Source organism: Hymenobacter sp., from assembly GCF_035709525.1.
GTDB lineage: Bacteria > Bacteroidota > Bacteroidia > Cytophagales > Hymenobacteraceae > Hymenobacter.
Map to the genome: position 1 here is coordinate 1 of NZ_DASTEP010000063.1, position 23,827 is coordinate 23,827.

Genomic DNA, 23,827 nt, shown 5'->3' on the forward strand with positions numbered 1-23,827 from the left:
GAGTTTCACCAGACCCCCCACCGCGTTTTCGTGCTGGGCGAGCTAACGGAAACCGATTTCCGCAAAACCAGCCCCGGCGGCATGTTCACCTCCAAAATCTACTTCGACGTGGACCGCTACCAGCCTATCTCCACGGCTCACCTCGCCGAAATCCTCCAGACCCAAACCTGGGCGGAATACGGCCGCTAAGCATACCTAGGCGCCCAGCAGCCCGCATCAGGCTGCCGGGCGCCTGCACAAAACCCCGCTTTCTGTCTGAAAACGCATTTTGTTTAGTTCTACAGGGTGCGAAGGGGCTGCAAAGAGAACCAAACCGATACAACGCACCACCCTTACCCCATGCGCCAGCCTACCCTCAATGCCACTGCTCAATCCCTCGTCCAGCGCGTCTGGGGCTACGCCACCGTGCTCCGCGACGACGGCGTGGGCTACGGCGACTACGTCGAGCAAATCACCTACCTGCTGTTTCTGAAAATGGCCGACGAGCAGGCCGGCGCGCCCAACGCCCCCGCCGTGCCCGAAGGCAAGGATTGGGAAAGCCTGCGCGCCCTCGAAGGCGACGCGCTGGAAGTGCAGTACCGCCACATCCTCACCGACCTGGGCAAGGAGCCCGGCATGCTGGGCGTCATCTTCAAAAAAGCCCAGAACAAGATTCAGAACCCTGCCCGCCTCAAGCACCTGTTGGTGCTGATAGACCGCGAAAACTGGTCGGGCCTGGGCTTCGACGTGAAAGGTGAGATTTACGAAGGCCTGCTGCAAAAAAACGCGGAGGACGTGAAGGGCGGCGCGGGCCAGTACTTCACGCCGCGCCCACTCATCCAGGCCATCGTGGAGGCCGTGGCGCCCACCCCGGGTCAGACCATCTGCGACCCGGCCTGCGGCACGGCGGGCTTCCTGCTGGTAGCCCGCGACTACCTCGTGGACACCTACGGTGCCGAGCTGGACCGCGAGCAGCTCCGGTTTCTGCGCGACCACACCTTCCACGGTACCGACATCGTGGACTCGGTGGTGCGCCTGGCCGCCATGAACCTCTACCTGCACGGCGTAGGCTCGACCGAGAGCCCGGTCAAAAACCAGGATTCGCTGCTCGCTGACCCTGGCGAGCGCTACGACTTCATTTTGGCCAACCCGCCTTTCGGCAAGAAAAGTAGCATCACGGTGATGAGCGAGGAAGGCCAGACCAGCAAGGACACGCTCAGCTACGAGCGCACCGACTTCGTGGCTACCACCAGCAACAAGCAGCTCAACTTCGTGCAGCACATCTACACGATTTTGAAAGTAGGCGGCACCGCCGCCGTAGTACTGCCCGATAACGTGCTCTTCGAAGGCGGCGCGGGCGAGACCATCCGTCGCAAGCTTTTGCAGGACTGTGACGTGCATACCCTGCTGCGTTTGCCCACCGGCATCTTCTACGCCCAGGGCGTGAAGGCCAACGTCATTTTCTTTGAGAAGCGCGCCGCCGCCGAGCAAGCCCAGACCCAGGCGCTGTGGGTGTACGACCTGCGCACCAACCAGCACTTCACGCCCAAAAGCAACCCGCTCACGCTAACCCACCTGCAAGACTTCATCGCGTGCTACGGCGCGCCCGGCCAGCGTGCCCAACGCCAGGAAACCGAGCAGTTTCACCGCTACGAGCTAGCCCAGCTGCTGGCCCGCGACAAGGTGAACCTCGACATCTTCTGGCTAAAAGACGATGCGCTGGAAGACAGCGCCACCCTGCCCGCGCCCGATGTGCTGGCCCTGGAAATCACCGAGAACCTGCAAGTCGCGCTGGCGCAGTTCGCGAGCATCGCCGAAGAACTAGAAGTAGAAGCTTAGGGGAGTTGGAGCACGTTTTAGGTAGTATACCTTGGCTGCGCTCCCCTGAGCAGGCTACTTAGGAACTGTAAGTGGTATAGACACTTGGCGACACTTTGTTGCCTGGAATTAGGCAAGCCACCACGTAGTCGGGCCGGGTGTTTCCAAGGTTGTAATAGGGGGCCAGGTGCAGCAGGGCGAATAACTCCCGAAAATTGTTGACCGGAGCCGCGCCTTTTTTGGGGCTGATATCAAAAACCACCAGCAAGCCCAGCTGGTGGTAGGCATGCACGTAGGTTTGGGCCTGCGCCAGATAGTTTGCTTTTATCACTGACCAATCAGGCTTGCTGTCGTCCTTTTTGATTTCTATTGGAAAGACCAGGTTATTTTCTGCATACACGATATCCATTCGGCCGCCCCCGATTTTATCGGCCGGTTCGTAGCCATAGTATTCGGCCCGGCTACCGGATGTCAGGGCCGTGAACAGGTGGTTCTGGAATGTTTCCTCCTTGTCCTCGCCAGGGTCGTACAGGTGTGGAAAGAAGCGCTTAGGTTGCCTTATTGACTGGTAAGCGTAGGAAATGATATCCGCCAGGACGCGGAAAAATGTGCTCTGCTGCCGGGGCGCGAGCGTCGGCAAGGCGTGCTGTATTTCCCGCGCGAGGTCAGCCAATACTTCGTCGCCCACCAAAAAGCCCGTTTCGTAATCAACGAAGCTTCCTTGCTGCGTTTCCGGTAGGTAGCGAAAGGCGAGGTCTGCCAGCAGTTGCGCGTCAGCCGGTCCGGCCGCGCTCAAGGCCGCTACGTCGCGTAGTATCCGAGCGGGTTCAATTTGGGGAAAGGCGCGGAGTAATTGGGCTGTCAGGTCGGTGGTATCGGCTACGCTTTTTTTTTCAAGCGTATGTTCCAGCTGCTGCAGAAAGAGCGTCAGGTCCGCATTTTGCTCACCTAGCTCGGCTAGCACGGCGCTGATTTTCAGCTGGCAAGCAGATAGATTCTGCACGTAGTAGTGGCGGACCAGCCGGCTGGCAACCCCGTCGGCGAATTGCTTATAGGAGTGTTGCAGGGAACTGCTGAGGGAGTCTAGGAGCGCAATGTCATTGCATAGCTTGCTGAGCTTGGCAAACTCCTGGTGATAGTCCGTCCAGGACGACTCGGCCGCCGTGCGCTCGCCGATTAGCCGCAGGTTATTAAGGCCATGCAAAATATGCCACTCCAGCAAATAGGTGGGCTGTTGCCAGCTCCACAGCTGCCGCTGCCAGAGCAGGGTATTAAGGGCCGCTAGCAACGGCTCGTAGTGTTCGCGCCGCTGCCCGAGCAGGGCAATCAAGCAGTCGGCAACCAAGCCGAAGAATTCGGCATCGACCCGATTTTCAGCCAGCGTCCGGGCCTGCCGAAAGCATTGGTTTGCCTGGGCCACTTCTTCAAAAAACTGTTGTTCGGTGGCCTGGCCGGTCCGGTAGAGCAGGTGCACCAGCCCTTGCCGGAAGTAGGCTTCCGAAGCAATTTCTTCATCCGTATTGCCGAGCGCACTCGTCAGCGCCAGATACACATCGGTATCATCCCCGCACAGCAGAAACAAATACTTGAGCTTACAAATGCTGATGTAGCGCTCTTCGGCTGCGGCTACGTCGAGCAGAAAATCACGAGCAAAATCGACCCGTAACACATCGGCCAAAGCCAGTTCGCCAATCCATTCCAACGCTTTCTTGCGCACATGCTGGTTGGGGTCCTGCTCGAATACGGCGCTCAAAAACCGCTTGATGGCGCGCTGCTCGGTGGGCACGGCCATGCTGTCCCAGGCCAGCTCATCAAACCATTCAATTCGATAGGCTAGGGGCTGGGTGCTGAAGTGGGCGTAGTCGAGCGCAGCGGGTAAGGGCATTAGAAAAAGAACTCGCCTCTGGCGCGCACATCGGCTTTTTCCGGGGCCACAGCCGTCTGCAGCTCGCGCTGCGCTGTACCCACAAAAACCTGCAGCTCGCTGCCAAGAGCCGATTCAATATAGGCCAGCGTATCCTTTAGCCCATCCAAAAAAGCCTGGTCGGCCTCTTCGCCGGCCGGCGAATCGAGCATAATGAACCGTGGGTGCCGGCCGGTTTGAAACTGCACGTCCATGTCTATCAAGGCGATGTATAGCCCTAATTTGGCCCGCAACTGCTCGCCGGGCGAAAGCTCGTCAAATTTGAAATCCTGCTCGTGTTTGGTGAAGTGAATGCGAAAATCTCCATCGATAATTACCTTCTCGTAGTGCAATAAGCCAAAGGCCTGCAAGTGCTTGAGGTAAAGCTCTTCTAGCTGGTGCAGTACAGTTTTGCTACGTTCGGCCTGCATTGCCAGCAGCTCCGTTCGCGCAATTTCCAGCAAGTTTACCTTTAGCTCCATCTCGGCCAGCTGCGTATCGGTGCCGCCGCGTGGGGCAGCTAATGCCTTCACCTCGGCTTCGATTGCCGCTTTACGTACATTGAGCGCTGTCATCTCGGTTACTGTGGCCAACACATCGACCACCACGGGCGGCGGCGCGCTAGCTGCCTTTTCCAATTGCTCTATCTCGTCGATTACGGGTTGCAGCGAAACGCCAGCCAAACGCTCTTTTTTTTCGTCTAACTGCTTTGTTAGCAGCGACTGCTGATGGCGTAGGCCAGCCAGCTTTACTTTGAAGTTGTACTCGTCAACCTTGAAACCTTGCGCCTCGGTCTGCAATTGGGCTATCTGCTCGGCATAGGCTTCCGGCTCGATGGCCTGGGCCGGCACCTGGTGGTCGGTGCACAGCCGGCAGCTGCCGGTTTTCTTTTCCTGCACTACCCGCGCGGTGGCCACGTCGTGGCTGCAGCTGGGACAGGTTTTGACTTCCAGGCTGTTGAAGAATTCTCCGAACTGCTCGTACTCGGTCAGGTCGTTGAAGCGGCGGTTTCGCTTGTTCATCTCCACCGTGCTTTCGTTCATGCTGCGGTATGCACGGGTAGCCTGCTTTTCCAGGTCATTATACTCGTTATCACCACCAATAATTTCAGCGTTCAGCGTGGTTTTCAGTTGCGACAAGGTACTGTAGCGGTTTCGCGCTATTTCCAGTTGGCGCAGTGTAGTAGCTTGAGCGGGGGGAGGAGGAACGGATAGGACTTGGGTAAGTGCTGAGGTCCGGCGCTGAATTTCTTGCAGCTCAGCTTGCAGCTCCGTCAAGCGAGCCGGGTCAGCTGCGGCTTGTGGCGTAGCCTGCATTTTATGCAGGCCGATGTCATTTTTCAGGTTGTCGGCTTTCACTTTCAGCCGATTGATGGGATACGTCAATTCCAAGCCCAGTAGCATCTGAAAGACCAACTCTGACTGATTGCCGTAGAAAAATGAGTTGTCGGTTGCTTCGAGAAAAATGGCCTTGAAATAGGTTTTCCAGCTTGCCGGCACGGTCAGCAGGTTAGGATTATCCTTTTGGGAGGCCCGTTGGGTTCGTTGCAGCCGGTAGTAGTCAAACTCGCGGAAAAAGAGGTTTTCAATAAAATCCGCATAGTTCGTCAGTACGCCTTTGAAGCTCTGCGCGGCCTCTACCTGCTCCGGATTGAAAGCTTGCAACGCCTGCCGGTTAGCGTTGTAAAATCGGTAGATGGGGCTACGGTCATTCTCGCCTTTGGTCATGTGCACCGAATAGGAATTGCCCCCGATTTTAAACTCGACCCAGGCTTCCCGCAGCCAGCCCATAATCTCCTTGTCCAGGCTGTCGTTGCCGGAAAGCGCCAGCTTCAACACCTTGAAGATGCTGGTTTTGCCTTTAGAATTATCGGCTACCCACAGGTTGACGCCGTCGGCCATCACGCGGGCGTATTCGATTACTTCCCCGGTATTACTTCCCCGGTATTATTGACCCTACCCGAAGCGTTTTGCCAACCGAGCGGGGGCTGTCGCGCTGGTAGGCGTCTTCGTCAAGCGTCAGCAGCTCCTGAATCTTGGGCAGCACCATGGTGCCGCCCGCACGTTTGGCCACCAGCTTACTGAGTTTTTCTAATTCGGTAGCGGCGCTCATAGCTGGGTTTTGAACAAGGTGAAGTATTCAGTACGAACCATTGCCTCGATGTCTTGGATGTAATCGCCGAGTGGCGTTTCCCGATACTCCTCAATCGCGTACTGCCGATTTTTTAGCTGGGTGCCCGAGGCATCGGCAAAGTAGCGCTTGATGAGCTGGCAGCGGTCAAAGTACCAGGATGCCGACGGTACATTGGCCAAGCCCCGCTCAATGCGCTGAATTCCGTCTTGCGTGAGGAAGTACGCTTTGCGGATGTCTTTGAGCCCCATACTGGTCTGCTTTCTAAACTCGACCAGCCCCACTGATTTCAGAAAGCCGATGATGTCGTCCAGGTCTTGGTAGGCTCCGAAAAAAAATCGCTTCATTTCGTCGGTGCGCAAGTCTGGTTCTCCCTTAGCAAAAATATCGCTGACAATCTGTTGAACATCGGTGCTACTCGGCACGCCGGTTTCTTGGTGCAAGCGCAGCAATTCGAAGCACAAGTAGCTGGGGTAGCGCAGTAGAAAGTCTATTTTTTGAATTTTTACTTCCCAATAGAATACTTTGGCTAGTGTTGGTTCCGAAGGCTCCACGTACTCCTCAGAGAAAAAATACAGTATAAGCAAAACACGCAACCGCTCTCGGTAAGGGGCTATTTTCATGGTGATGCGATAGGACAGACCTTGAGCGAGCTGCTGGTTTCAACGCTTCCCTATTTCGACCCGCAAAATAGCATGATTCTACTCTGATACATTTCGCTAGCTTCGCAGTGGCTAAGGCACCAGTCCAATAATAGGTTGCTTTAGACATTGAAGGCAAATGACCATGCAAATGGTGTTCGCTATGCTGGCACGCCTCGTGGCACTGTACGCAAAGCTGCCACGCTTCTATGTGAAAAAAGGCGTGCACCCTATCTACATCGGTAGGTGAATGCGAGTCCACGCAGCAAATCAAGTGGCTGTTTATGCTTGTGGCGCCCGGCTTCTCGCTGGGCGGCGCTGCGGCTATGGCCACGCGGCCCAACTGAGCCAGAAAGCTACCCCTTACCAAATTATAGGTTGTATTAGCCGGAACCTTTGCAACTAGTAACTGTACCCGTTCAGGTACAATATAAGTTCGTTAACTAATTTTACACCCGAACGGGTATTAAAACAATACTTAAGTTCTTATTACACCCGAACGGGTATAATGTATGCATCATTCTCTTTCCGCCTTCGTCAAACAGCGCCGCAAGCTATTGCAGCTTTCCCAGCCCGACCTGGCGGCCAAAGCAGGGGTGGGGCTGCGTTTTTTGCGCGAGTTGGAGCAGGGCAAGCCCACCCTACAACTGGATAAAGTGAACTTAGTACTACGTCTGTTTGGCCATGAACTGGCTCCCGCGCCCATCGACCGTGCCCATCTCGCAGAGCAGTCATGAGAAAAGCTGAAGTACATCTGCACGGGCAGTTGGCCGGGCACCTCACCCAGGACGAGCAAGGCTATACTTTCGCCTACACCCCTGACTATTTGCTCATTCCTGCGGCCGAGTCGGTGAGCCTTACGCTGCCGCTACGCGCCGCGCCTTATGTGGAGCGAACGATGCTGCCGTTCTTTGATGGGTTGATTCCGGAGGGCTGGCTGCTGGAAGTGGCCGAGCGGAACTGGAAGCTCCACGAGCGCGACCGCATGAGCCTGCTGCTGGCCTGTTGCCGCGACTGCATCGGGGCCGTGAGCATTCACCCGCTAGAAACCGAAGACGACGCATGAGCCGCTGCCTCTATTGTTATCAGTCCTTGCCCGAAGGCGGCGGGCCAGCCTACCACCCGGCTTGTAGCCGCAAGCTGTTTGGTAAGGCGGTGCCACCGACGTTTCCTTATACCGAAGCCGAAATGCTGGCGTTGGCCGAGGCCGTCGTGCGTCAGCACATCACCGTGACCGGCGTGCAGCCCAAACTCTCGCTGACCCTGGCCCCGGCGGGGGCGGCCGGGCAGCCCAGCCGCTTTACCATCGTGGGCGCGCTGGATGGCGAGTATATCCTCAAGCCGCCCACGGCGCGCTATCCGCACCTGCCCGAAGTGGAGGACCTGACCATGCACCTGGCGGCCCTGGCCCGCCTGCCCACGGTGCCCCACGGGTTGCTATACCTCGAAGGCAGCGCCCTGGCCTACGTCACGCGCCGTATCGACCGGCAAAAGGGGCGCAAGCTGGCCATGGAAGACATGTGCCAGCTGACCGAGCGGCTGACGGAAAACAAGTACCACGGCTCGCATGAGCAGGTAGCCAAGGCCATTCTAAACTATTCCGCCAACCCCGGTCTGGACGTGGTGAACTATTACGAGCTAGTGCTCTTTTGCTTCCTGACCGGCAACGCGGACATGCACCTCAAGAACTTCTCGCTGCTGCACACGCCCGGCCTAGGCTACGGCCTAGCCCCGGCCTACGACCTGGTAGCCACGGCCTTGGTCAACCCCGCCGATACCGAAGAACTGGCCCTCACGCTCAACGGCAAGAAAAAACGGTTGCGGCAAACCGATTTTCGGCAGGCTGCCCAGCGGGCTGGTGTTGACGATAAGGTGATGACGGGCATTCTCGCCCGCTTTACCAAGGCCAAGCCCGCCTGGCACGAATTTATCGGGCGCAGCTTTCTGCCTAAAGTGCTTCAGGAGCAGTTTTATACGCTGTTGGATAGTCGGTTTGCGCAGCTAGAACTGGTGTAGGATAGGAGACTACTGCCGTCACTGACCATTCTTCCGGCAACTGATTTCTACCTGGCGCTTAAAAATCAGAAGTAGTTTAGCTGACCGAGACTTGTTCTGCGATGGATTACCACAAATGCCTGCACCTGCTGTCGCACGCTCCAGCTGCTAAACTACTGCGTTTGCGCGGCGCTCATACGGCCTTGCTGCTCAGTTTTCTATATCAAGAATTCAAAACGGCCGGCCTGGCTACGCGGGCCGTGCTGGCCCCGCAGCTAACGGCGCAGCTGAGCGACTACTTGCGCGCGCTGGGCTACGTGCCCGAGGCCGATGAGCTGCCGGACGCCCCGGCCGAGATGGGTTGGTTTGCGAAGCCTAACGACCCGGCCGCCCTGGCCCGGCGCTACCTGAGCCGGTGGGCCGATGACGGGTACCTGTCGCTGGCCCCCGATGAAAATGGCCAGCAGTGGTACGACCTGACGGCGGCCAGCGAGAAAGCCCTCCAGTGGCTAAGTAGCCTGGAGCGGCGGGAGTTTGTGGGCACGGGCTCGCGCCTGCGCCAGCTCTTCGACCAGCTTACTTCCTTGGTAGAAGGCAGCCACGCCGACCCTACCCAGCGCCTGCACGAATTGCGCAAAGACCGGGAGCGCATTGACGCCGAAATAGCGCAGATTGAGCGCACGGGCCGGGTGCGGGCCTACGACGACCTGGAAGTACGGGAAAAGTTTGACCTCATCGTGCGCCAGAGCAAGGAACTGGGCACGGACTTCCGCGACGTAGACGAAAACCTGCGGCAGCTGCTGCTCGACCTCTATCAACAGCAGCTGCAAGCCACGGCTACTAAAGGCCAAGCCGTCAGCTTTGTGCTGAAAGCCCGCGCGGCCCTTAAGGAGCAGGACCAGGGCCGCAGCTTTTACGCGTTCTGGGAGTTTCTGACCGGCGAAACGCAGCAGCAGCAACTCAGCGACCTGCTGGCGGCTACCGACCAACTGTTGCAACAGCGCGGCTTGGCCGCTGGCCCAGATGTAAGCTTTCTGCGCCAGCTCAAGGGCTACCTCTACGGCGAGGCCCGCCGCGTACAAGTGGCCAGCGAGCAGCTTACCGACCGCCTGCACCGCCTCGTCACTAGCCAGCACCCGCGCCAGCATCAGCGGGCGCACGCGGCTACCCAAGCCATTCAGGCGCTGGCCTTGCAGCTGCGCCAGCAGCCCGCCCCTGCACGTGGGATGACGATGGCCGGCAGGCCCGCGCTGCATTTGCCATGGGCCCGTGCCCCTCACGGTCCCCAGCCGCCGGCCGCGCCCCGGCCCGCGGTGCCGGCAGCGCCAATAGCAGCTCCCCTCACCGACCTGCCAACTGAGGTAGCGCTGGCCTTGTTTCGCCACCTGCCGATAGACACGGCGCGCTTGGCCCAGCAGCTAGGCCACCTGCTGGCTGAGCAACCTACTATCGGGCTACCAGCCGTGTTAGCCCATTTTCCGCCTACTCAGGGGCTAGCCGAATTGGTGGCCTACGTGGCGCTGGCGGCCCAGCAAACCGGTGGGCCGCACCTGCTCGATGCATCGGAGGCCGTTGTAGTGCCACTGGATGCCAGCGGCCAGCAGGGCGGGCTGCGCGTGCCACATATCATTTATCAGCGAGCTTAGCTACCGCTGTTTTACTGTACTTTTCGAGCCGGCGCGGCCATGCGCTTGCGACGACCTTTTCTGCAATGCTTCAACCCTACGCCTGGCCTGCCCGCCAGCTTTTACTTGGGCCGATATACGACGACGATGCGCGCCTGTGGGCAGCGCTACAGCAGCAACTAGGGGCCTTACAGGTTCATTTTGGGGGCATTGGCCTGCGGGTGGAAATAGCGCCGCAGGACGGCTACGCCTTTCTGGACGATGCGCCAACGGCGGACGAAGAGGCGCTGGTGACCGGCCTGCCGCCGCTGCTGCGCACCCACCCATTGAGCTACGAGGCTACCTTGCTGGCGGTGGTGCTACGGCACTGGCTGGGTGAGCACGACCAGGCGGGCCAGCCCGATGGCCCTCAGCTGCGCATAAGCCTGGGGCAGCTGGCCGAGCGGGTGAGCCTACTATTGCCCCCGGCCTCCAACCAAGTGAAGCTGCTGAAGTCCGTCCGCAAATACGTGCAGGAATTGAGCGACTTAGGCTTTCTAAAGCTGCACCACGACGACGCGCTCGACCTGCAAAACGCGCGCTACGAGGTGCGCCGCATCCTGCTGGCCCGCCTGACACCCGAAATGCTGGAAGACTTTCAGCAGGAGTTGGCCGCCCAATTGCCCCCGCCTACCCAACTGCCGCTTGCCGCCCCGGATGACGACCCAACTACTTGAGTACAACGGCTACTCAGTCTCTTCACCTCACCAGTACCTTTACCTAGCGGCCGTAGTATGTAATCCCTTTTTGACCCGGTGTTGTCGGCTGAGCAGGCGGGCTACCGGCTGACTTATCTGGAAGTAATCAACTGGGGCACGTTCAATGGCGGGCCTTTTCGCCTGGAGCTCGATGGCCAAAATGCCCTACTTACCGGGGCCAACGGCGCGGGCAAAACCACGCTGCTCGACGCGCTACTGACGCTGCTGGTGCCCCCCGCCGGGGCAGGCCAACGGGTGTACAACGCGGCGGCCGGCACGGGCGGCGGGCGAGGCCGGGCCGAGGAGCGCCGCTCCGACGAAACCTACGTGCTGGGCTACTACGGCCAGAACCAGCGCGAAGGCCAGCTCCGGGCCAGCTCCGAGATGCTGCGCGACAAGAACAGCCACAGCGTACTGCTGGCCTGCTTCGAAAACCGCAGCTTAGGACAGTACCTGACCGCGGCCCAGGTGCTGCGCTATCGCCCCAAAGGGGACTTGCACACCGACTTTTTGCTGGTGCCCCAGCGCCTGACCAGCGCAGAGCTGGGTAGCTTCGATGCGCTGGGCAAGTGGAAGGCGGCCCTCACTGCCCGGTATCAGGCAGAATTTTTTGCTTCTTTCCGCGACTACGGGTTCCGCCTGCAAACTTTGACCGGGATGCGCGAAAAGGCGCTAACGCTGTTCGGCAAGGGCGTGGCCCTGAAGGAGCTAACCAGTCTTAGCCACTTCATCCGGCAGGAAATGCTGAGCGCCGGGCGGGCAGAAGAAGGCTACGAGCGCCTCCAAAAGCAGTACGACCAGCTGCTGGGCATCGACCAGTCGATTCGGCAGGCCACCCGGCAGGTGGAATTACTGTCCCCGCTGCCCGCTGCTTACGCTCAGTGGCAGCAGGCGCAGGCGCGCTGCGAACAGGCCGAGCAGCTCCAGCTGGTGGTGCAGCAAGTGCTTAGCGAGCGCCGGGAGCAAGCGCTACGCGAAGAACTGGCGGCGGCCGAGCAGGCGCTGACTCAAATAGAAGCAGCGATTGAAGCGACTAAAAAAGCGCACGAGCAGGCGCAGTTGCATAAGGAAAAATTAGGGGGCGACCTACGCAACCACGAGGTAACCCGCCAACTGCAAGATTTGCAGGCCGAAGACCAGCGGCTGGTACATCTAGCGGCCAAGCAGCAGCGGGCCAGCCAACAATACGCCCGGCTAGCAACTACGCTGAGCCTGGACCCGCAACCCAACGCGGAACAGTTTGAAGGGCAGCGTCAACACGTAGCGCAGCAACTCCGGGAGCTAGCCGCTGCCCATGAAGCAGCGCTTACCGCCCGGCTTGCTACTCAGCAGCAGCTCGACGGGGTGCAGCAAAAAGGCCGCACGCTAGGGGAGGAGTTGACTGCCTTGCGCCAGCGGCCCAGCAGCAATATCCCGCGCGAATTGCAGCAGCTGCGCCAGCAGTTACTGACCCATTTGCTGCCTGCTAGCCTCACGGCCGACGACCTGCCGTTTGTGGGCGAGCTGCTTCAGGTGCGGCCGGAAGCCGCCGATTGGGAACCGGCCCTCGAAAAGTTGCTACGTGAGTTTGCCCTTCATTTGCTGGTGCCCGCCGCCCACGGCGCGGCCGTGACGGCGTATGCGAGTAGCACTTGGTTGGGGCAACACCTGCGCTACCAGTGCCTGCCCACCCCTGCGGCGCTACGGCAACTTGGTTTGGCCGAGTTTCCTGCCCAATCGGTCGGGGCGCGGGTGGAAGTGCTCGCGGCTTCTCCTTGGCGGGACTGGGTTGGTCAGCAGCTTGCGCAGCACTTTCCGCACCACTGCGTAGACACTGTCCCTGAGCTGTGGTCGCCCGCAGGCCCGGCCATCCTTACCAAAGAGGGACTGGCCCACCGGGAAGGACAGTACCAAAAAGACGACCGCCGCCCGCCCGGCGATGCCAGCCGCTACGTGCTCGGCTGGGACAATGCGGCCAAGCAAGCCGCCTATGCCCAGCAGCTGGCGGGCTACGAGGCGGAAGCGCAGCAACTGGCCACCTGCCGCGACCAATTACTGGCCGAGGCTACCGCCCGCGGCCTGCTTCGCCGGGCCGGGGAGGAGCTACTTCACCTAGCGGACTACGCCGACCTGGATGTGGTTAGTACCACGCTGGCCTTAACCCACGTCCGGGCGCAGGAGCAGCGCCTGCGCACGAGCAGCAACCCAATTCAGGAGCTGACGGCCCAGTACGAGGCGGCTACCCGGCACGTAAGCCAACTAGCCGAAACGCTGCAAACGCAAAACCGGCAGCAAGGCCGGGCGCTGGACCGGGTAGAAAAGCTTACGCGCCAGCGAGATGCGCTAGCGGCCACGCCGGCCCCAGCGGTTGGCGAGCCCAGTGCGGAATTGCTGGCTGCCGCCGCGCCATTCCTGCCGCCGGCCAGTATGCGGCTCGATGCGGCGGGCTGGCAGCAGGCGCAGCTCGCGGCTGGCCCGCGCCTGCTGCACGAAAGCCGCCAGGCCGATAAACAGCGCAGCGAGGGCGAGCGGGCCGTGGTGCACCTGCTGGAGCGCTTCGTGCGGCCACCTAGGGAAACCCAGCAGGAATTTCCGGACTGGCACCAGCACGTACCCGCGGCCGACCCGGTACTGGAAAACTGTACGGAGTTTACCGCCGTGCTTGTGCATCTGGAACAGGAGGAATTGCCGCCCCTGCGCGAAGAGTTTGCCCACTACCTGCGCGAAGAGCTAGCCGTAGGCCTCATCAACTTCCGGGCCTCGCTCAACCAGGAGGAAGACGACCTGAAGGTGAGTTTGCGGGAATTGAATGCCTCGCTGCACACCATTACGTTCAACCAAAAACCGGCCCCGACCTTTATTCGGCTGGTGATGCAGCGCGTGCCCACGCCGCGCATCAACTCCTTTCGCACGCGGCTCAACAATACCCGCACCAACCTAAACCCCGACCTGGAAGATGGCCTGGCAGGCCAGCAGGCCACTTTCGGGCAGATTAAAGCGCTGATTGATGAGTTGCGCAACGACACGTACCGCCGGGAGGTGACCGACGTGCGGCAGTGGTATGACTTCGCCGCCCACGAGTTTATTCGGCCCACGCCGGTGGCGGCCGGGGAGCCGCCCACCGGGCCGTTGCGGGTGTACGAAAACTCTAATGCCTTGTCGAAAGGGCAGCGCGCGCAGCTGACGTACACCGTGCTGGCGGCAGCCGTTGCCTACCAGTTCGGCATCAACCAGCGCGGGCTTCAGAGCCGGTCATTTCGCTTCCTGGCCGTGGACGAAGCTTTTAGCGACCTCGATGCCGACAACTCGCGTTACCTCATGGAGCTATGCCAGCAGCTGCACCTGCAACTGCTGGTAGTTACGCCCCTTGATAAGGTAGGTATCGTGCAGGAATTTATTCATACCTGCCACCTCGTAGCCAGCCCCGACCGCCGCAGCTCCCAGGTGTACACCCTGACGCGGACGGCGCTGGCCGAGCACCTGGCGGCCGCTCATACCCTCGAAGCCAGCTAACCCCCGCCCGTATGCTGACCGTAGCCCTCGTGCGCCGCAAGGCCGAACTATTCTTTAACGACTACCTGCGTCGCCTGGCTCAGGGGGATGAGGCCACGCTGTTTCCGTGGGCAGTGGCCGGTACGCTGCCAAGTACCGCGGCCGAGCTGACTGCTTTGCTACGCGAGGAAATGCCGCGCCTGCGCGAACTGGCGGCCCCGCAGCGCGTAGCTGGCTACCAGCTTGATACGGAAACGACCAACCTGCGGGCTACTGGTTTTGGCGAGCAGACGTGGCCGCGCCGGGTAGTCTTCGCCTCGGCCGCCGAGCTACTTACTTTTCTGGGGCGCGAGTGGCAGCGGCAGGCGCGCCACGTTGCGGCGGTGGTGGCCCTGCTGCGCGTACAGCTGCCGGAGCTGCCCGCCGCGTGGCTGGCCCGGCAGCTCAAATTCGGCCTGGCTTACCCGCCGGCCGAGTGGCAGGACATCGTGCTGGTAGCGCGGTACTTTCTCCAGGTAGCGGCCGTGCTAGGGGCCGAGCCTTGCTACGTGCGCGAGCTACCGCTACCCGTGCATACAAAGTTTGTGGAGGAGCACGAGGCTGTACTCACGGCGCTGCTGCGCCAGCTGATACCAACTTACCTGAACGAAGCGGGCCGCACGTTTGCGGCCCGGCTGCGGCTGCGCGAGCCCGAGCCGCTGGTCTACGTGCGCATCTTGGACCCGCAACTCAGCGCCGGCTTGTCGTTTAGCCTGAGCGAGTTTATGGTGCCGCTCAGCAAGTTTCAGGAATTGAATCCCCCAGGCCACACCGTGCTGATTACCGAGAACAAAATAACGTTTCTGACGCTGCCCGCGTTGGCCGGCACCGTAGCGGTATGGGGCCAGGGATTTGCCGTGGGCCTGGTCGAGCACGCCGCCTGGCTGCACGCCCGCCAAGTCTTTTACTGGGGCGACTTAGATGCGGCGGGGTTGCAGATACTCAATCGCCTGCGCCGCTATTGCTCCACCGCCCGCCCGCTGCTGATGGATGCCGCTACCCTGGCGCAGTGCCAGCAATTTCAGGTGCGGGCTGCCCCGGTAGCCGCGGCCGTGCTTCAGCACCTGACTCCTGCGGAACAGGCCTTATTCGACCACCTAGCTGCTAACCACCTGCGGCTGGAGCAGGAGCGCATTCCGCAGGCGGCCGTGGTGGCCGCGTTGCAGGTGGCGTGCCCGCAACTGCTGCTTACCCCTGGCTTGGGCAGCTAAACCTAATCCATTATCCAGGTTCGCATTACTGCGCTAGCTTTTCTGGTAGCTAGTTGAGCTGCGATGTACTCCTGCCGTTTTATCTCCTGGTCTACCAACTTGTTAATGAGCTCAATGCTGCCCCTTACTTGTTTTTTAATGGCTTGTGAACCAGTGATATGGTGGGCCCGTTTGGCGTATCTGATGAAATTGAATTTGCCTAAGTGGCTGAATCGCCGGTAAAGCGCCCGCTTAAATACCTTACCTCCCTGCAAGCCGCGCTGCCCTTTCGCCATGCGTACCGCCTTGCGAACTCCTCGGCGTAAGCGTTGATGATAGCGCGCTAAGCTGGAAGAACGAAGCAAAACCGTTTTACCGCAAAATTCTAATCCCAAATACTGCAAGGAGGCCGGCTTTCCCCGCTCATCCATACAGGTTATTACCTGCGCCGGATTTTGCGTAAAGAATCGCCGTTCCGTCTTTTTCTCGTTGAGCACCAATTGTAACTCGGCAAGCTCGCGACGGACCGCTACTTCCGCCACTACCTCCTGGCCAGGGGGTACCACGAATAACAAGTCGTCACAATACCGTCGGTAAATTCCGCCGCAGGCTTGCGCTACTTTTTGCAAGGCTACGTCCAGCGTAACCATATAGAGGTTAGAAAGAACGGCACTTAACGGGGCGCCTTGCGGGATGCCTAAGGGCTCTTTATTAGCTACTTGCTTCGGAAGGAGCTGCGTACGAAATTGCTCTGGGAAGACAAAGCGCTTTTGCCGGAAGCATTCCTTCGTTTTCTCAGGCCCGAGCGCTTCTTCGATTGCGGTAACTGCCACCGTGCGAAAGCGGGTCATCGCCTTGAAAATGGTGTAATGGTCAGCGGGTAGTTCTTCTACTTCTAATAGAGCTACCCAAGCTTGTTTTAGCAAGCGGTGATTGAGGGTGTCAAAGAACTTCGTTACATCAAAAGCCAAGGCTACGCAGGCAGGCTGAGTCGCAATGTAATCGAACACCATTTTTGCGAAATGGATGTTGTTCTTGCCTTTTGCCCGGTAGGCTAAGACGCAGTCATCCAGACCTAAAGCTGCCAGCTTAGGTTCTAACAACGATTCCAGTTGAAACCCATACCAGGAAAAGAAGAGGGCATCATGGTGCGCGGCGTAGCAGATGTCACGCTTCTTAGGGCCCTCCGGGTGAATACGACGGACCCCTTCCGTATCGTTTGCAAAGCGCTTGCGCTCCTTAACTATTTTCAGAAAAGGGTAGAAGGCGCGTTTTCGAACTTGGTCTGGGGCGAGTAGTACGGGCTTCCAGCGCTGCAATTCCTTATCGGCCACTGGGTAGTCCAAATGAAAGTAGCGCTTCCCTAACAGGGAAGCGCTACTTTTTTGGGGCTAAAACGCTTCGTGGTATCGCGGCGGTGCGCCAGTTGGGCCACCCACTGCGCGAATAATTCTTCGCCAGTCATTGTGAAAAAAATAATAGGCCAAGGCGGAGATAGGCTACTCACGAATGCCTTGGCGCACAATGTATTCTAATACTCCCCCAAAGGGGTTCCCAGAACGTCAGCAGGCACAAATGCCTCCAGGCCCGTTGAAACGTTTAATGCATATGATTCAGCAAATTCTTCCCGCTGAGCTAATAGTAGCTCACCAAGTCCTCTTCACCTTAATACTGCTGGGCAGCTTGTTCCGGCTACTGCTGCCTGTCAGCGCTGATAGGCAGCAGTTGCTGGAACAAATTGCCAGCAGCATACTCATAACCACCTGCTCCGATTAGCAGGGTACAACAAATGTACAGGTGAGCTTCATAATTCCAATAGCACAGGCGCAATACTGAGAATACGCGTTAACTAATTGCTGGCTCAGTACTTGTAACCGCATTATTTCCTGGTAACTGGTAGTCAGTTTTCAGATTGCCAGTCATAGGCTTGCCGTACCAGCTGCATAATATCGTCCAAGTCGGCCGCTGAGGCCAGGCCAACTTCTACCTCGCCATTTCCCCAACGCCCTATCCCCCGAACATCTTTGCATAAGTTACGCGGGTCCCGAATTTCCTCAAATGGCAAATTGAGCGACAACCTTAGCTGGCTCTTCTGCGGCACTACATCTACAAAATTAGTATCGAGCTTGAAGGCTATGTACAGCTTCTTAATCTCTTGTTTGACAGTTGCATCCAGATTAAGTACCCGCTTTTGAAAAGCATTGAACAGGTCGCTCATGGCTCCGTTCAGGTGCGAGAACTGTTCCAGGTTGTACTCTCCTTCCGCTGCCGTTTCAGGTTCTCGATAAGGTGCTAACTGAGTTTCGGTGAGGGACGGAGCCGCCCAAATTTTTAACGCTTTTGCTGCTAGCGTCTGGCCGCGGCTTAGCATGGCCTCTTCCGTCCAGTGCTCGGCTTTGGCTACCCCGGCGTTCAAGCGGATAGGGCTGTCGGCAAAGCCTCCTTCTGTTGCTTTTTTGAAAGCAAATGGCTTATCGCTGAGGCGGGAATTATAGCCGGTGAGCGTGAGGTTGCCGATAGTGTGCAGGCGCTCTTCCTGAATACGCCGCCACTCAGGCCCTAGCTCCTCGCGCCACGCCTTCGAGAGGTTTTCGTTCTGCGGCATAATGTGTTCGATAGTGTATTCATCAACCACTACTTTCTCTTTACGGCCGAAGTTTTCCAAGCGGTCCAGGATATAATTCCGCAGGCGCAGGTTGTACAAATCGCGGTCCTGAAACTCCCGCTTGAACTCCACATCAGTGGGAAACCGCCGGTAGCTATCCTTTAGTTGGAAGGCGGCGCGGAGACTCTCTACGTACTGCTGCTTGCGCAGCAGGCGGCCAAGAGCTGCGAAGGTCTTGTTCAGGCTGTTGGTGGGAATGCCACACACCACGCGCCGGAATACGTAGGCTTCTATCAGGCGCACTACCTGCTCGTGTTCTTCAGCAGTCAGGTATTCGTCAGCATAATCGGCGTACACTTCCAACAGGAAAGGAGTAGCCGTATCGGCCCGAAGCTCTAGCAAATCTAGATAAGCTTTCTGCAAGTTGCTATCGGTTTCGTGCTTCAGCTCCGGCATCACGATGCGCACGTAGTAGCCGGCGTACCGATGTAAGTCGCGCAGCTTTTCCTCCACGACTGCTGGTACCTTGGTATCTTTTAGAAATGCTTTGTAAGCGACGTACACGCTGTCGATACGCGGAATATGCCCCGTTTTGAGCGTGAGGTAGTCGCGGACAAACCAGTCGAATAAGTTGGCATATTGCTCTCCAAACAGCTGTTCCATCGGAAACCAGTAGTGCTCATACAAGCGGGCCTGCATTTTGGGCTCCTGGCCCATCAGTACGTAATTGCGAATCAAGTCAGCCTGCGAGAGCGCTAACCCGGTCGAGTTCATACTCTCAAAAATCAGCTGCGGATTGTCAACTCCCCGCTCCAGCGCCACATCCACGATGAAGAGCCGTTGTAAGCCCGCATACACGGTGCGGGCGTTGTCTACCGTCAGGTGCTTGGCGAAGTACTCGTAATTCCGCCGCACGTTGCTTGGCACTTCAATCGGCGGTTTGGGGTGTGCCTCCAGCACGTCGATTAAGGCTTGCTTATCGCCTCGGGTAAGCAGCAGCTTGTAGCGCAGGATATTCTCTTCCTCTGCATTGAACAGGTAGTAATTCTTGAGCTTGGTAGCCGAGGTGCTTTCCAGCACGTCGGGGTTTTGCTGCACCAGTTGCGCCAAGGCGGCTAGTAGCAGCGTCAGGGTAGTTACTCGTTGCTGCCCATCGATGATGAGTAGCTCTGGTACTTCGGAGGCGTTATGTTGGTCTTGCTCGAAATAAACCACCGACCCAACAAAGTGCCCAGCGTTGTCCTCAGCCTTACTGATGCTGATAATATCATGCAGCAACTGGTGGCATTGGCTTTCTTGCCAACTGTAGGTGCGCTGGTAGATAGGGATAATAAACTGCTTCGACGTCTGCAGAAATTTGAGTAGGTTGGCCTGTTTGGCTTTCATGAGGGGGTAGATTTTTCAGGTAGTATCGGCGCTAATCTAGGGTGCGAATAGCTGAACTGGATAGGCTAGCGCCCATTTTTCAGGTGTTCGCGACGCTGAAATCTACGCTAGCAAATTCCACAAACAGGTCGGCGACGGTGTTCGCCACCCGCCAGGAGCAGTACTGCCTGGTAGATTCGACAAATACCGGATGGGCCAGGTAATGGCGCAGGTTCTGGCAAAACGTAAGCTCATCTTCGTAGTACCTAATCAGCTTACTTTTTGAGTAATCGCGGTTGCCCTGTGCATCAATCGACGTAAGACCCTGCCGCGAGCTGCCGTCTGCGATATAATGGTGCAAAAAGGGGGCGTCGGTTACGGGTACCCCGGCCACTACCAAGCCGGAAAGAAGAGGATAGTTCGTGAGCACGACCTTCACCAACGGCTTACTGGGTAGACTGGCTATCAGGGCTGGTTGATTGGCGCTGATAAAATTGGCTTTCCGGTTTACTTGATTGGCGGCCTGCGCCACCCGCTTGTGGGCGTTATACTTATCGCGGGCTTCCAGGGGGTAGCCGATGCACTTTATTTCGGCAAGTAGCAGGCAATGCCTAAACTCTAGCAGCAAATCTATTTCTTCAAACTTGCCATTGGATAAGGTGATAATACCACTGTGGTCGTGGCAGAAAAACCCGCGTTGCCGCATATCTTCTATTACCTGTTGCCGCAGGTATCGCTCAAACAGCGGGCCACGCGCATCCAGCGAAACCCCACCGGCCTTCAGCCATTCGTCAACCAGATACAGAATATGGGACCCGGTTATCGGCAGTAGTGCAAACAGCAGGTCGTCGTGGCGCTTCACAAAGGGCTTACTCCAGAAATTCACGCGGCCGTCGCCCTGGTGCGTGAGTAAGTCCACAAATGCGTTGATGTGGCGGGTGCTGTACCGCGTTTTTAGGTGCAGTAGTTGCTTCAGGTCGGTGTACGCTTCCCCGTTCGATAAGCCAGTGGTAGGCAGAGGTTAAGCAGCTTGTTTAAATTCGAGTGGAGTCATAAAATTCAAGGCCTGGTGGGGCCGTTGCGTATTGTAATCATGCCGCCATTCGTCCACCAGTTGGTGCACGTGGTCCAGCGAGCGAAACAAGTGGACGTCGAGTAATTCACGGCGAAACGAGCCGTTGAAGCGCGCGATATACGCATTCTGCGTCGACTTACCGGGCTGAATCCAGTGCAGGATGATGCCCTGCTGCTCACACCACTCGCTCAGTTCTCAGTTTAGTACTGATAAATTCAGGGCCGTTATCGATGCGCAATTGCGCAGGACGGCCGTAGCACTCGACTAAGCGCGTGAGCACTTGCACGACGCGGCTGGCGGGCAAGGAGAAGTCAATCTCCACGCCCAGCAGCTCGCGGTTGTACTCGTCGAGTACGTTGAGCGTGCGAAACCGGCGGCCATCGGTCAACACGTCGCTCGTAAAGTCGAGCGACCAGCAGCCGTTGGCGGCCTCGGGCACAGCCAAAGGCTGCTTGACACGGGCGGGCACGCGCTTTTTCAGGCGTCGAGGCAGGTTTAGCGCCAGGGCCCGATAGATGCGTAGCGTGCGTTTATGGTTGATGGCCAGCCCGTTTTTACGCAGGCGGTGGTGCAGCTTCCAGAAGCCCCAGCCCGGATGCCGCCCACTTAACGCCCGCAGGGCCTGCTGCACGGGTTCGTCCCCTCGCCCGCACGCCACGGGGTGGTAGTTGCCGCGCGCCAGCCCCACCAGGGCACACGCCCGGCGCTGGCTCCAGCCTTTACTTACTAAGCCCTGCGCTGCCTGGCGCCGCGCCGCAGGGCTGGCTACTTTTTTCGCAGTATCTCCTTGACGGCCTGGTTCTCTAGACTTAGGTCGGCAAACAGCTGCTTGAGCTTGCGATTCTCCTCTTCCAAGTGCTTGAGGCGGGTGAGCTCGGCGACGCTGGCCCCTGCATACTTGCTTTTCCACGCATAAAACGTGGCCTCACTCAGGCCGTGCTCGCGCACAATCTGGGCCACGGTCTGCCCGCTGGCTTGCTGTTGCAAAATGGCCACAATCTGGGCCTCGCTGAATCGTCCTTTTTTCATGTCGCAGTCGTCAGGTAGGGAAAGTTACGCCTTTCTCTACTCACAACTGGCGCTCGATTTGGGGAAGCGTACAGTAGCACTAGCTGGCGGAGTCTGGGTAGTATATCGGAAAAGTAAGGCCTGACCTATCACAAGAGCACAAAATTCGCTCTTGTAATTTAGTGCACATGATTAAGCTGCTTTTCATCGATGCGATGTTTCGTAATAAGCCGAGCGTACTTGAAGATGATGACCACAGAGATTGGTTATTAATCTTAAATTATCATATACATAAATTATCATATAGTGAAGGTTATTTAGGTCCCACAACATACGATTATGACTTTTTAGTGTATTTATATAATTTTAGCAATAAAATTGAACTGAAGTAATTTTCATTGACCTTTCTGATGATTACCCTCGATAAGGTTTACTTATCGAGGGTAATTGATGTAGCTTTGAGTCCTCTCTTTCCTTACCAGTCAAAGTAGTAGACATGCCGACTATCAGCAGTGCAATGGAAGTCCTGCCAGGCTCCAAGTCGCGGGCCGTCGGCGCAGCACGACATATTAACGACTACGCCGAGTCGGCGGCGCGCTACGTGCAGACCGGACAGCAAGGTGCGGCCAACACCCAGCGCGCCTACGCTGGCGATTGGCGGCGCTTTACCACCTGGTGTGCTGACCACGGCCGCGAGTCGTTGCCCGCCGATGTGCCAACCGCCGCCGCCTTTATTACCTCGCTGGCCGACGCTGGGAAAAAGGTGGCCACCATTCAGCGGCACATTGCATCCCTGAGTAAAGCGCATCAGTTGGCCGGACTACCCACGCCCACTGATGACCGGCAGTTCAAAACTCTATTCGAAGGTATCAGTCGCGAAAAAGGCATTCGTCAGAACCAAGCCCCCGCTTTTACGCTGGCCTACTTCAAACGGGTAGTGCAAAGTATCGATACCGACCGGCCCGATGGCATTCGGGACCGGGCGCTGTTATTGCTTGGATTGGCCGGGGCTTTCCGGCGTGATGAGCTGGCTAGCCTCGACATCGAACACCTGCGCTTTGATGAAGATGGGCTCGTGGTAGAACTGCCCAAGAGCAAAACTAACCAGAAGGGCGAGGCGGAAGAAAAAGCCATCTTTTTTGCTCCTGACCGGCGTAGCTGCCCGGTGCGGGCAGTTAAGGATTGGCTGGCGCTGCTGCACCAGCACGGGCAGGCGAGCGGGGCCTTGTTTCGCTCCTTCCATAAGGGACAGCGGCTGAGTCGGCGGCGGCTGAGCACGTTTAGTCTAAACGAGATTGTGCAATTGCGCCTGGGCGCGCCTTACACCGCGCACTCCCTGCGCGCCTCCTTCGTCACGATTGCCAAGCTCAACGGGGCCGACGATGCAGAGGTCATGAACCAGACCAAGCACAAAACGACAAGTATGATTCGCCGCTATACCCGCCTCGATAATATCCGTCAGCATAATGCGGCGCAAAAGCTCGGCTTGTAAAACTGGAAAACTGAAATTGCAATACCTGAAGTGTAGATTGCGTCAGCCTCGCGCCAAGCCATTTAATTGGTTCTTAATAGAAGCCCACCTACTCGAAGTGGTGACCGCCTCGAGGAAGCTTAGTAAGCCTGATAATATACGGAACGCACGCGCGTAAAACATTTAGTCCATTTAAACAAGCCCGACAGTAAAATTTTAGCATGAGATATTGAAGAAGTGTCGGGTAAAGCTTCTTAAGTTATGTGTGCGTTATGCAAAAGACGTCTGGCCTCAACAGTAACCCAACTAATAAGCGCGTTTGCGGTGGTGGCCACATACCCAAAGCCACTGGCTATGCATTGGTGAACGTAGCCTCAACTGCGTGCAGAGCTACTCGAGCAGTTCGCAGCGAAACGAGCCGTTGAAGCGTTCGATGTAGGTATGAAGCCCAGCGGTAAGGCAGCGCTGCAAAAACGGGCTGCTTAGGAAGCGTTTTCCGTAAGCAGCCCGTTGGCTAGTGCGTAGTGAATGAATTATCTACCGAATCTTACGTGCTCGCAGGCGACGCAGGCCGTAGGCTACTCCACCAGCGAGCAAGAGGGTGGTACCACCGTCAAGCGGTACCGCTGCTGGACTGGGCCCTGGGGGGGTAGGGCCGCCCGTGGTGGGCGATTGGGCATGCGCAAGTAGGGTGCTGAAAATCAGTGCAGTTAGGGATAAAAAATATTTCATAAAAAAGGGCTAAGCAAGGTATAACCAGGAGATTTACTGCCGG

Annotated in this window: 18 protein-coding genes and 1 pseudogene; 10 read left to right on the forward strand and 9 right to left on the reverse strand. The window is 57.8% G+C overall.

The genetic code is table 11. The features are described from left to right. A partial coding sequence (locus tag VFO93_RS05785; RefSeq protein WP_325133392.1) for a hypothetical protein occupies positions 1-189 on the forward strand: 189 nt, incomplete at its 5' end. Between the two features lie 150 nt (positions 190-339). Then, positions 340-1,818 carry a class I SAM-dependent DNA methyltransferase gene (locus VFO93_RS05790; protein WP_325133393.1) on the forward strand — a complete coding sequence of 493 codons (1,479 nt, stop codon included), beginning with the start codon at positions 340-342 and terminating at the stop codon, positions 1,816-1,818. Between the two features lie 58 nt (positions 1,819-1,876). On the opposite strand, the gene VFO93_RS05795 is transcribed toward VFO93_RS05790, so the two are convergent. From VFO93_RS05795 to VFO93_RS05810, 4 genes are read right to left on the reverse strand one after another with little or no spacing between them, the layout of a single operon-like run. Next, positions 1,877-3,682, reverse strand: a complete 1,806-nt coding sequence (locus tag VFO93_RS05795) for a hypothetical protein (protein ID WP_325133394.1) — start codon at positions 3,680-3,682, stop codon at positions 1,877-1,879. Next, the gene (locus tag VFO93_RS05800; RefSeq protein ID WP_325133395.1) at positions 3,682-5,601 is read right to left on the reverse strand and encodes a hypothetical protein; all 1,920 of its coding nucleotides are present in this window, start codon (positions 5,599-5,601) and stop codon (positions 3,682-3,684) included. The genes VFO93_RS05795 and VFO93_RS05800 overlap by 1 nt, the downstream gene beginning before the upstream one ends. A 31-nt stretch (positions 5,602-5,632) precedes the next feature. Then, complete coding sequence (locus VFO93_RS05805) at positions 5,633-5,812, reverse strand: hypothetical protein (protein WP_325133396.1); 180 nt, start codon at positions 5,810-5,812, stop codon at positions 5,633-5,635. Next, positions 5,809-6,453, reverse strand: a complete 645-nt coding sequence (locus VFO93_RS05810) for a hypothetical protein (RefSeq protein WP_325133397.1) — start codon at positions 6,451-6,453, stop codon at positions 5,809-5,811. The genes VFO93_RS05805 and VFO93_RS05810 overlap by 4 nt, the downstream gene beginning before the upstream one ends. A gap of 530 nt (positions 6,454-6,983) precedes the next feature. On the opposite strand from VFO93_RS05810, the gene VFO93_RS05815 reads away from it, so the two are divergent. From VFO93_RS05815 to VFO93_RS05845, 7 genes are all read left to right on the forward strand, one after another. Next, a complete protein-coding gene (locus tag VFO93_RS05815) occupies positions 6,984-7,208 on the forward strand; it encodes a helix-turn-helix transcriptional regulator (RefSeq protein WP_325133398.1) in 225 nt (74 codons plus the stop codon). Next, entirely contained in the window at positions 7,205-7,537 is a 333-nt protein-coding gene (locus tag VFO93_RS05820) for a HipA N-terminal domain-containing protein (RefSeq protein ID WP_325133399.1), read from the forward strand. The genes VFO93_RS05815 and VFO93_RS05820 overlap by 4 nt, the downstream gene beginning before the upstream one ends. Continuing rightward, positions 7,534-8,487 carry a HipA domain-containing protein gene (locus VFO93_RS05825; protein WP_325133400.1) on the forward strand — a complete coding sequence of 318 codons (954 nt, stop codon included), beginning with the start codon at positions 7,534-7,536 and terminating at the stop codon, positions 8,485-8,487. The genes VFO93_RS05820 and VFO93_RS05825 overlap by 4 nt, the downstream gene beginning before the upstream one ends. 101 nt (positions 8,488-8,588) lie before the next feature. After that, positions 8,589-10,112: a DUF3375 family protein gene (locus VFO93_RS05830; RefSeq protein ID WP_325133401.1), complete on the forward strand. Its 1,524-nt coding sequence runs from the start codon at positions 8,589-8,591 to the stop codon at positions 10,110-10,112. Positions 10,113-10,177: 65 nt separating this feature from the next. Beyond that, positions 10,178-10,807 (forward strand): DUF4194 domain-containing protein, encoded by a 630-nt coding sequence (locus VFO93_RS05835; RefSeq protein WP_325133402.1) that lies wholly within the window; start codon positions 10,178-10,180, stop codon positions 10,805-10,807. A gap of 78 nt (positions 10,808-10,885) precedes the next feature. Next, positions 10,886-14,320: an ATP-binding protein gene (locus tag VFO93_RS05840; protein WP_325133403.1), complete on the forward strand. Its 3,435-nt coding sequence runs from the start codon at positions 10,886-10,888 to the stop codon at positions 14,318-14,320. 11 nt (positions 14,321-14,331) lie between these two features. After that, on the forward strand, positions 14,332-15,549 hold the full coding sequence (locus VFO93_RS05845) for a Wadjet anti-phage system protein JetD domain-containing protein (protein WP_325133404.1): 1,218 nt from the start codon (positions 14,332-14,334) through the stop codon (positions 15,547-15,549). Positions 15,550-15,551: 2 nt separating this feature from the next. Here VFO93_RS05845 and drt2 read toward each other — a convergent pair whose 3' ends face one another. The 4 genes and pseudogenes from drt2 to VFO93_RS05865 all read right to left on the reverse strand — a co-directional run bounded on the left by drt2 (position 15,552) and on the right by VFO93_RS05865 (position 21,602). Then, complete coding sequence (drt2, locus tag VFO93_RS05850; RefSeq protein ID WP_325133442.1) at positions 15,552-16,898, reverse strand: antiviral reverse transcriptase Drt2; 1,347 nt, start codon at positions 16,896-16,898, stop codon at positions 15,552-15,554. Positions 16,899-17,428: 530 nt separating this feature from the next. Further along, on the reverse strand, positions 17,429-19,519 hold the full coding sequence (locus VFO93_RS05855; RefSeq protein ID WP_325133405.1) for a DUF262 and DUF1524 domain-containing protein: 2,091 nt from the start codon (positions 19,517-19,519) through the stop codon (positions 17,429-17,431). Between the two features lie 79 nt (positions 19,520-19,598). Next, complete coding sequence (locus VFO93_RS05860; protein WP_325133406.1) at positions 19,599-20,417, reverse strand: hypothetical protein; 819 nt, start codon at positions 20,415-20,417, stop codon at positions 19,599-19,601. Between the two features lie 102 nt (positions 20,418-20,519). Next, a pseudogene (locus VFO93_RS05865) lies at positions 20,520-21,602 on the reverse strand (IS3 family transposase). Positions 21,603-22,098: 496 nt separating this feature from the next. Here VFO93_RS05865 and VFO93_RS05870 point away from each other — a divergent pair. Continuing rightward, a complete protein-coding gene (locus VFO93_RS05870) occupies positions 22,099-23,073 on the forward strand; it encodes a site-specific integrase (protein ID WP_325133407.1) in 975 nt (324 codons plus the stop codon). A gap of 516 nt (positions 23,074-23,589) precedes the next feature. Here the strand turns inward: VFO93_RS05870 and VFO93_RS22335 are convergent. Then, positions 23,590-23,784 (reverse strand): PID-CTERM protein-sorting domain-containing protein, encoded by a 195-nt coding sequence (locus VFO93_RS22335; RefSeq protein ID WP_414653557.1) that lies wholly within the window; start codon positions 23,782-23,784, stop codon positions 23,590-23,592. Positions 23,785-23,827 lie beyond the last annotated feature (43 nt).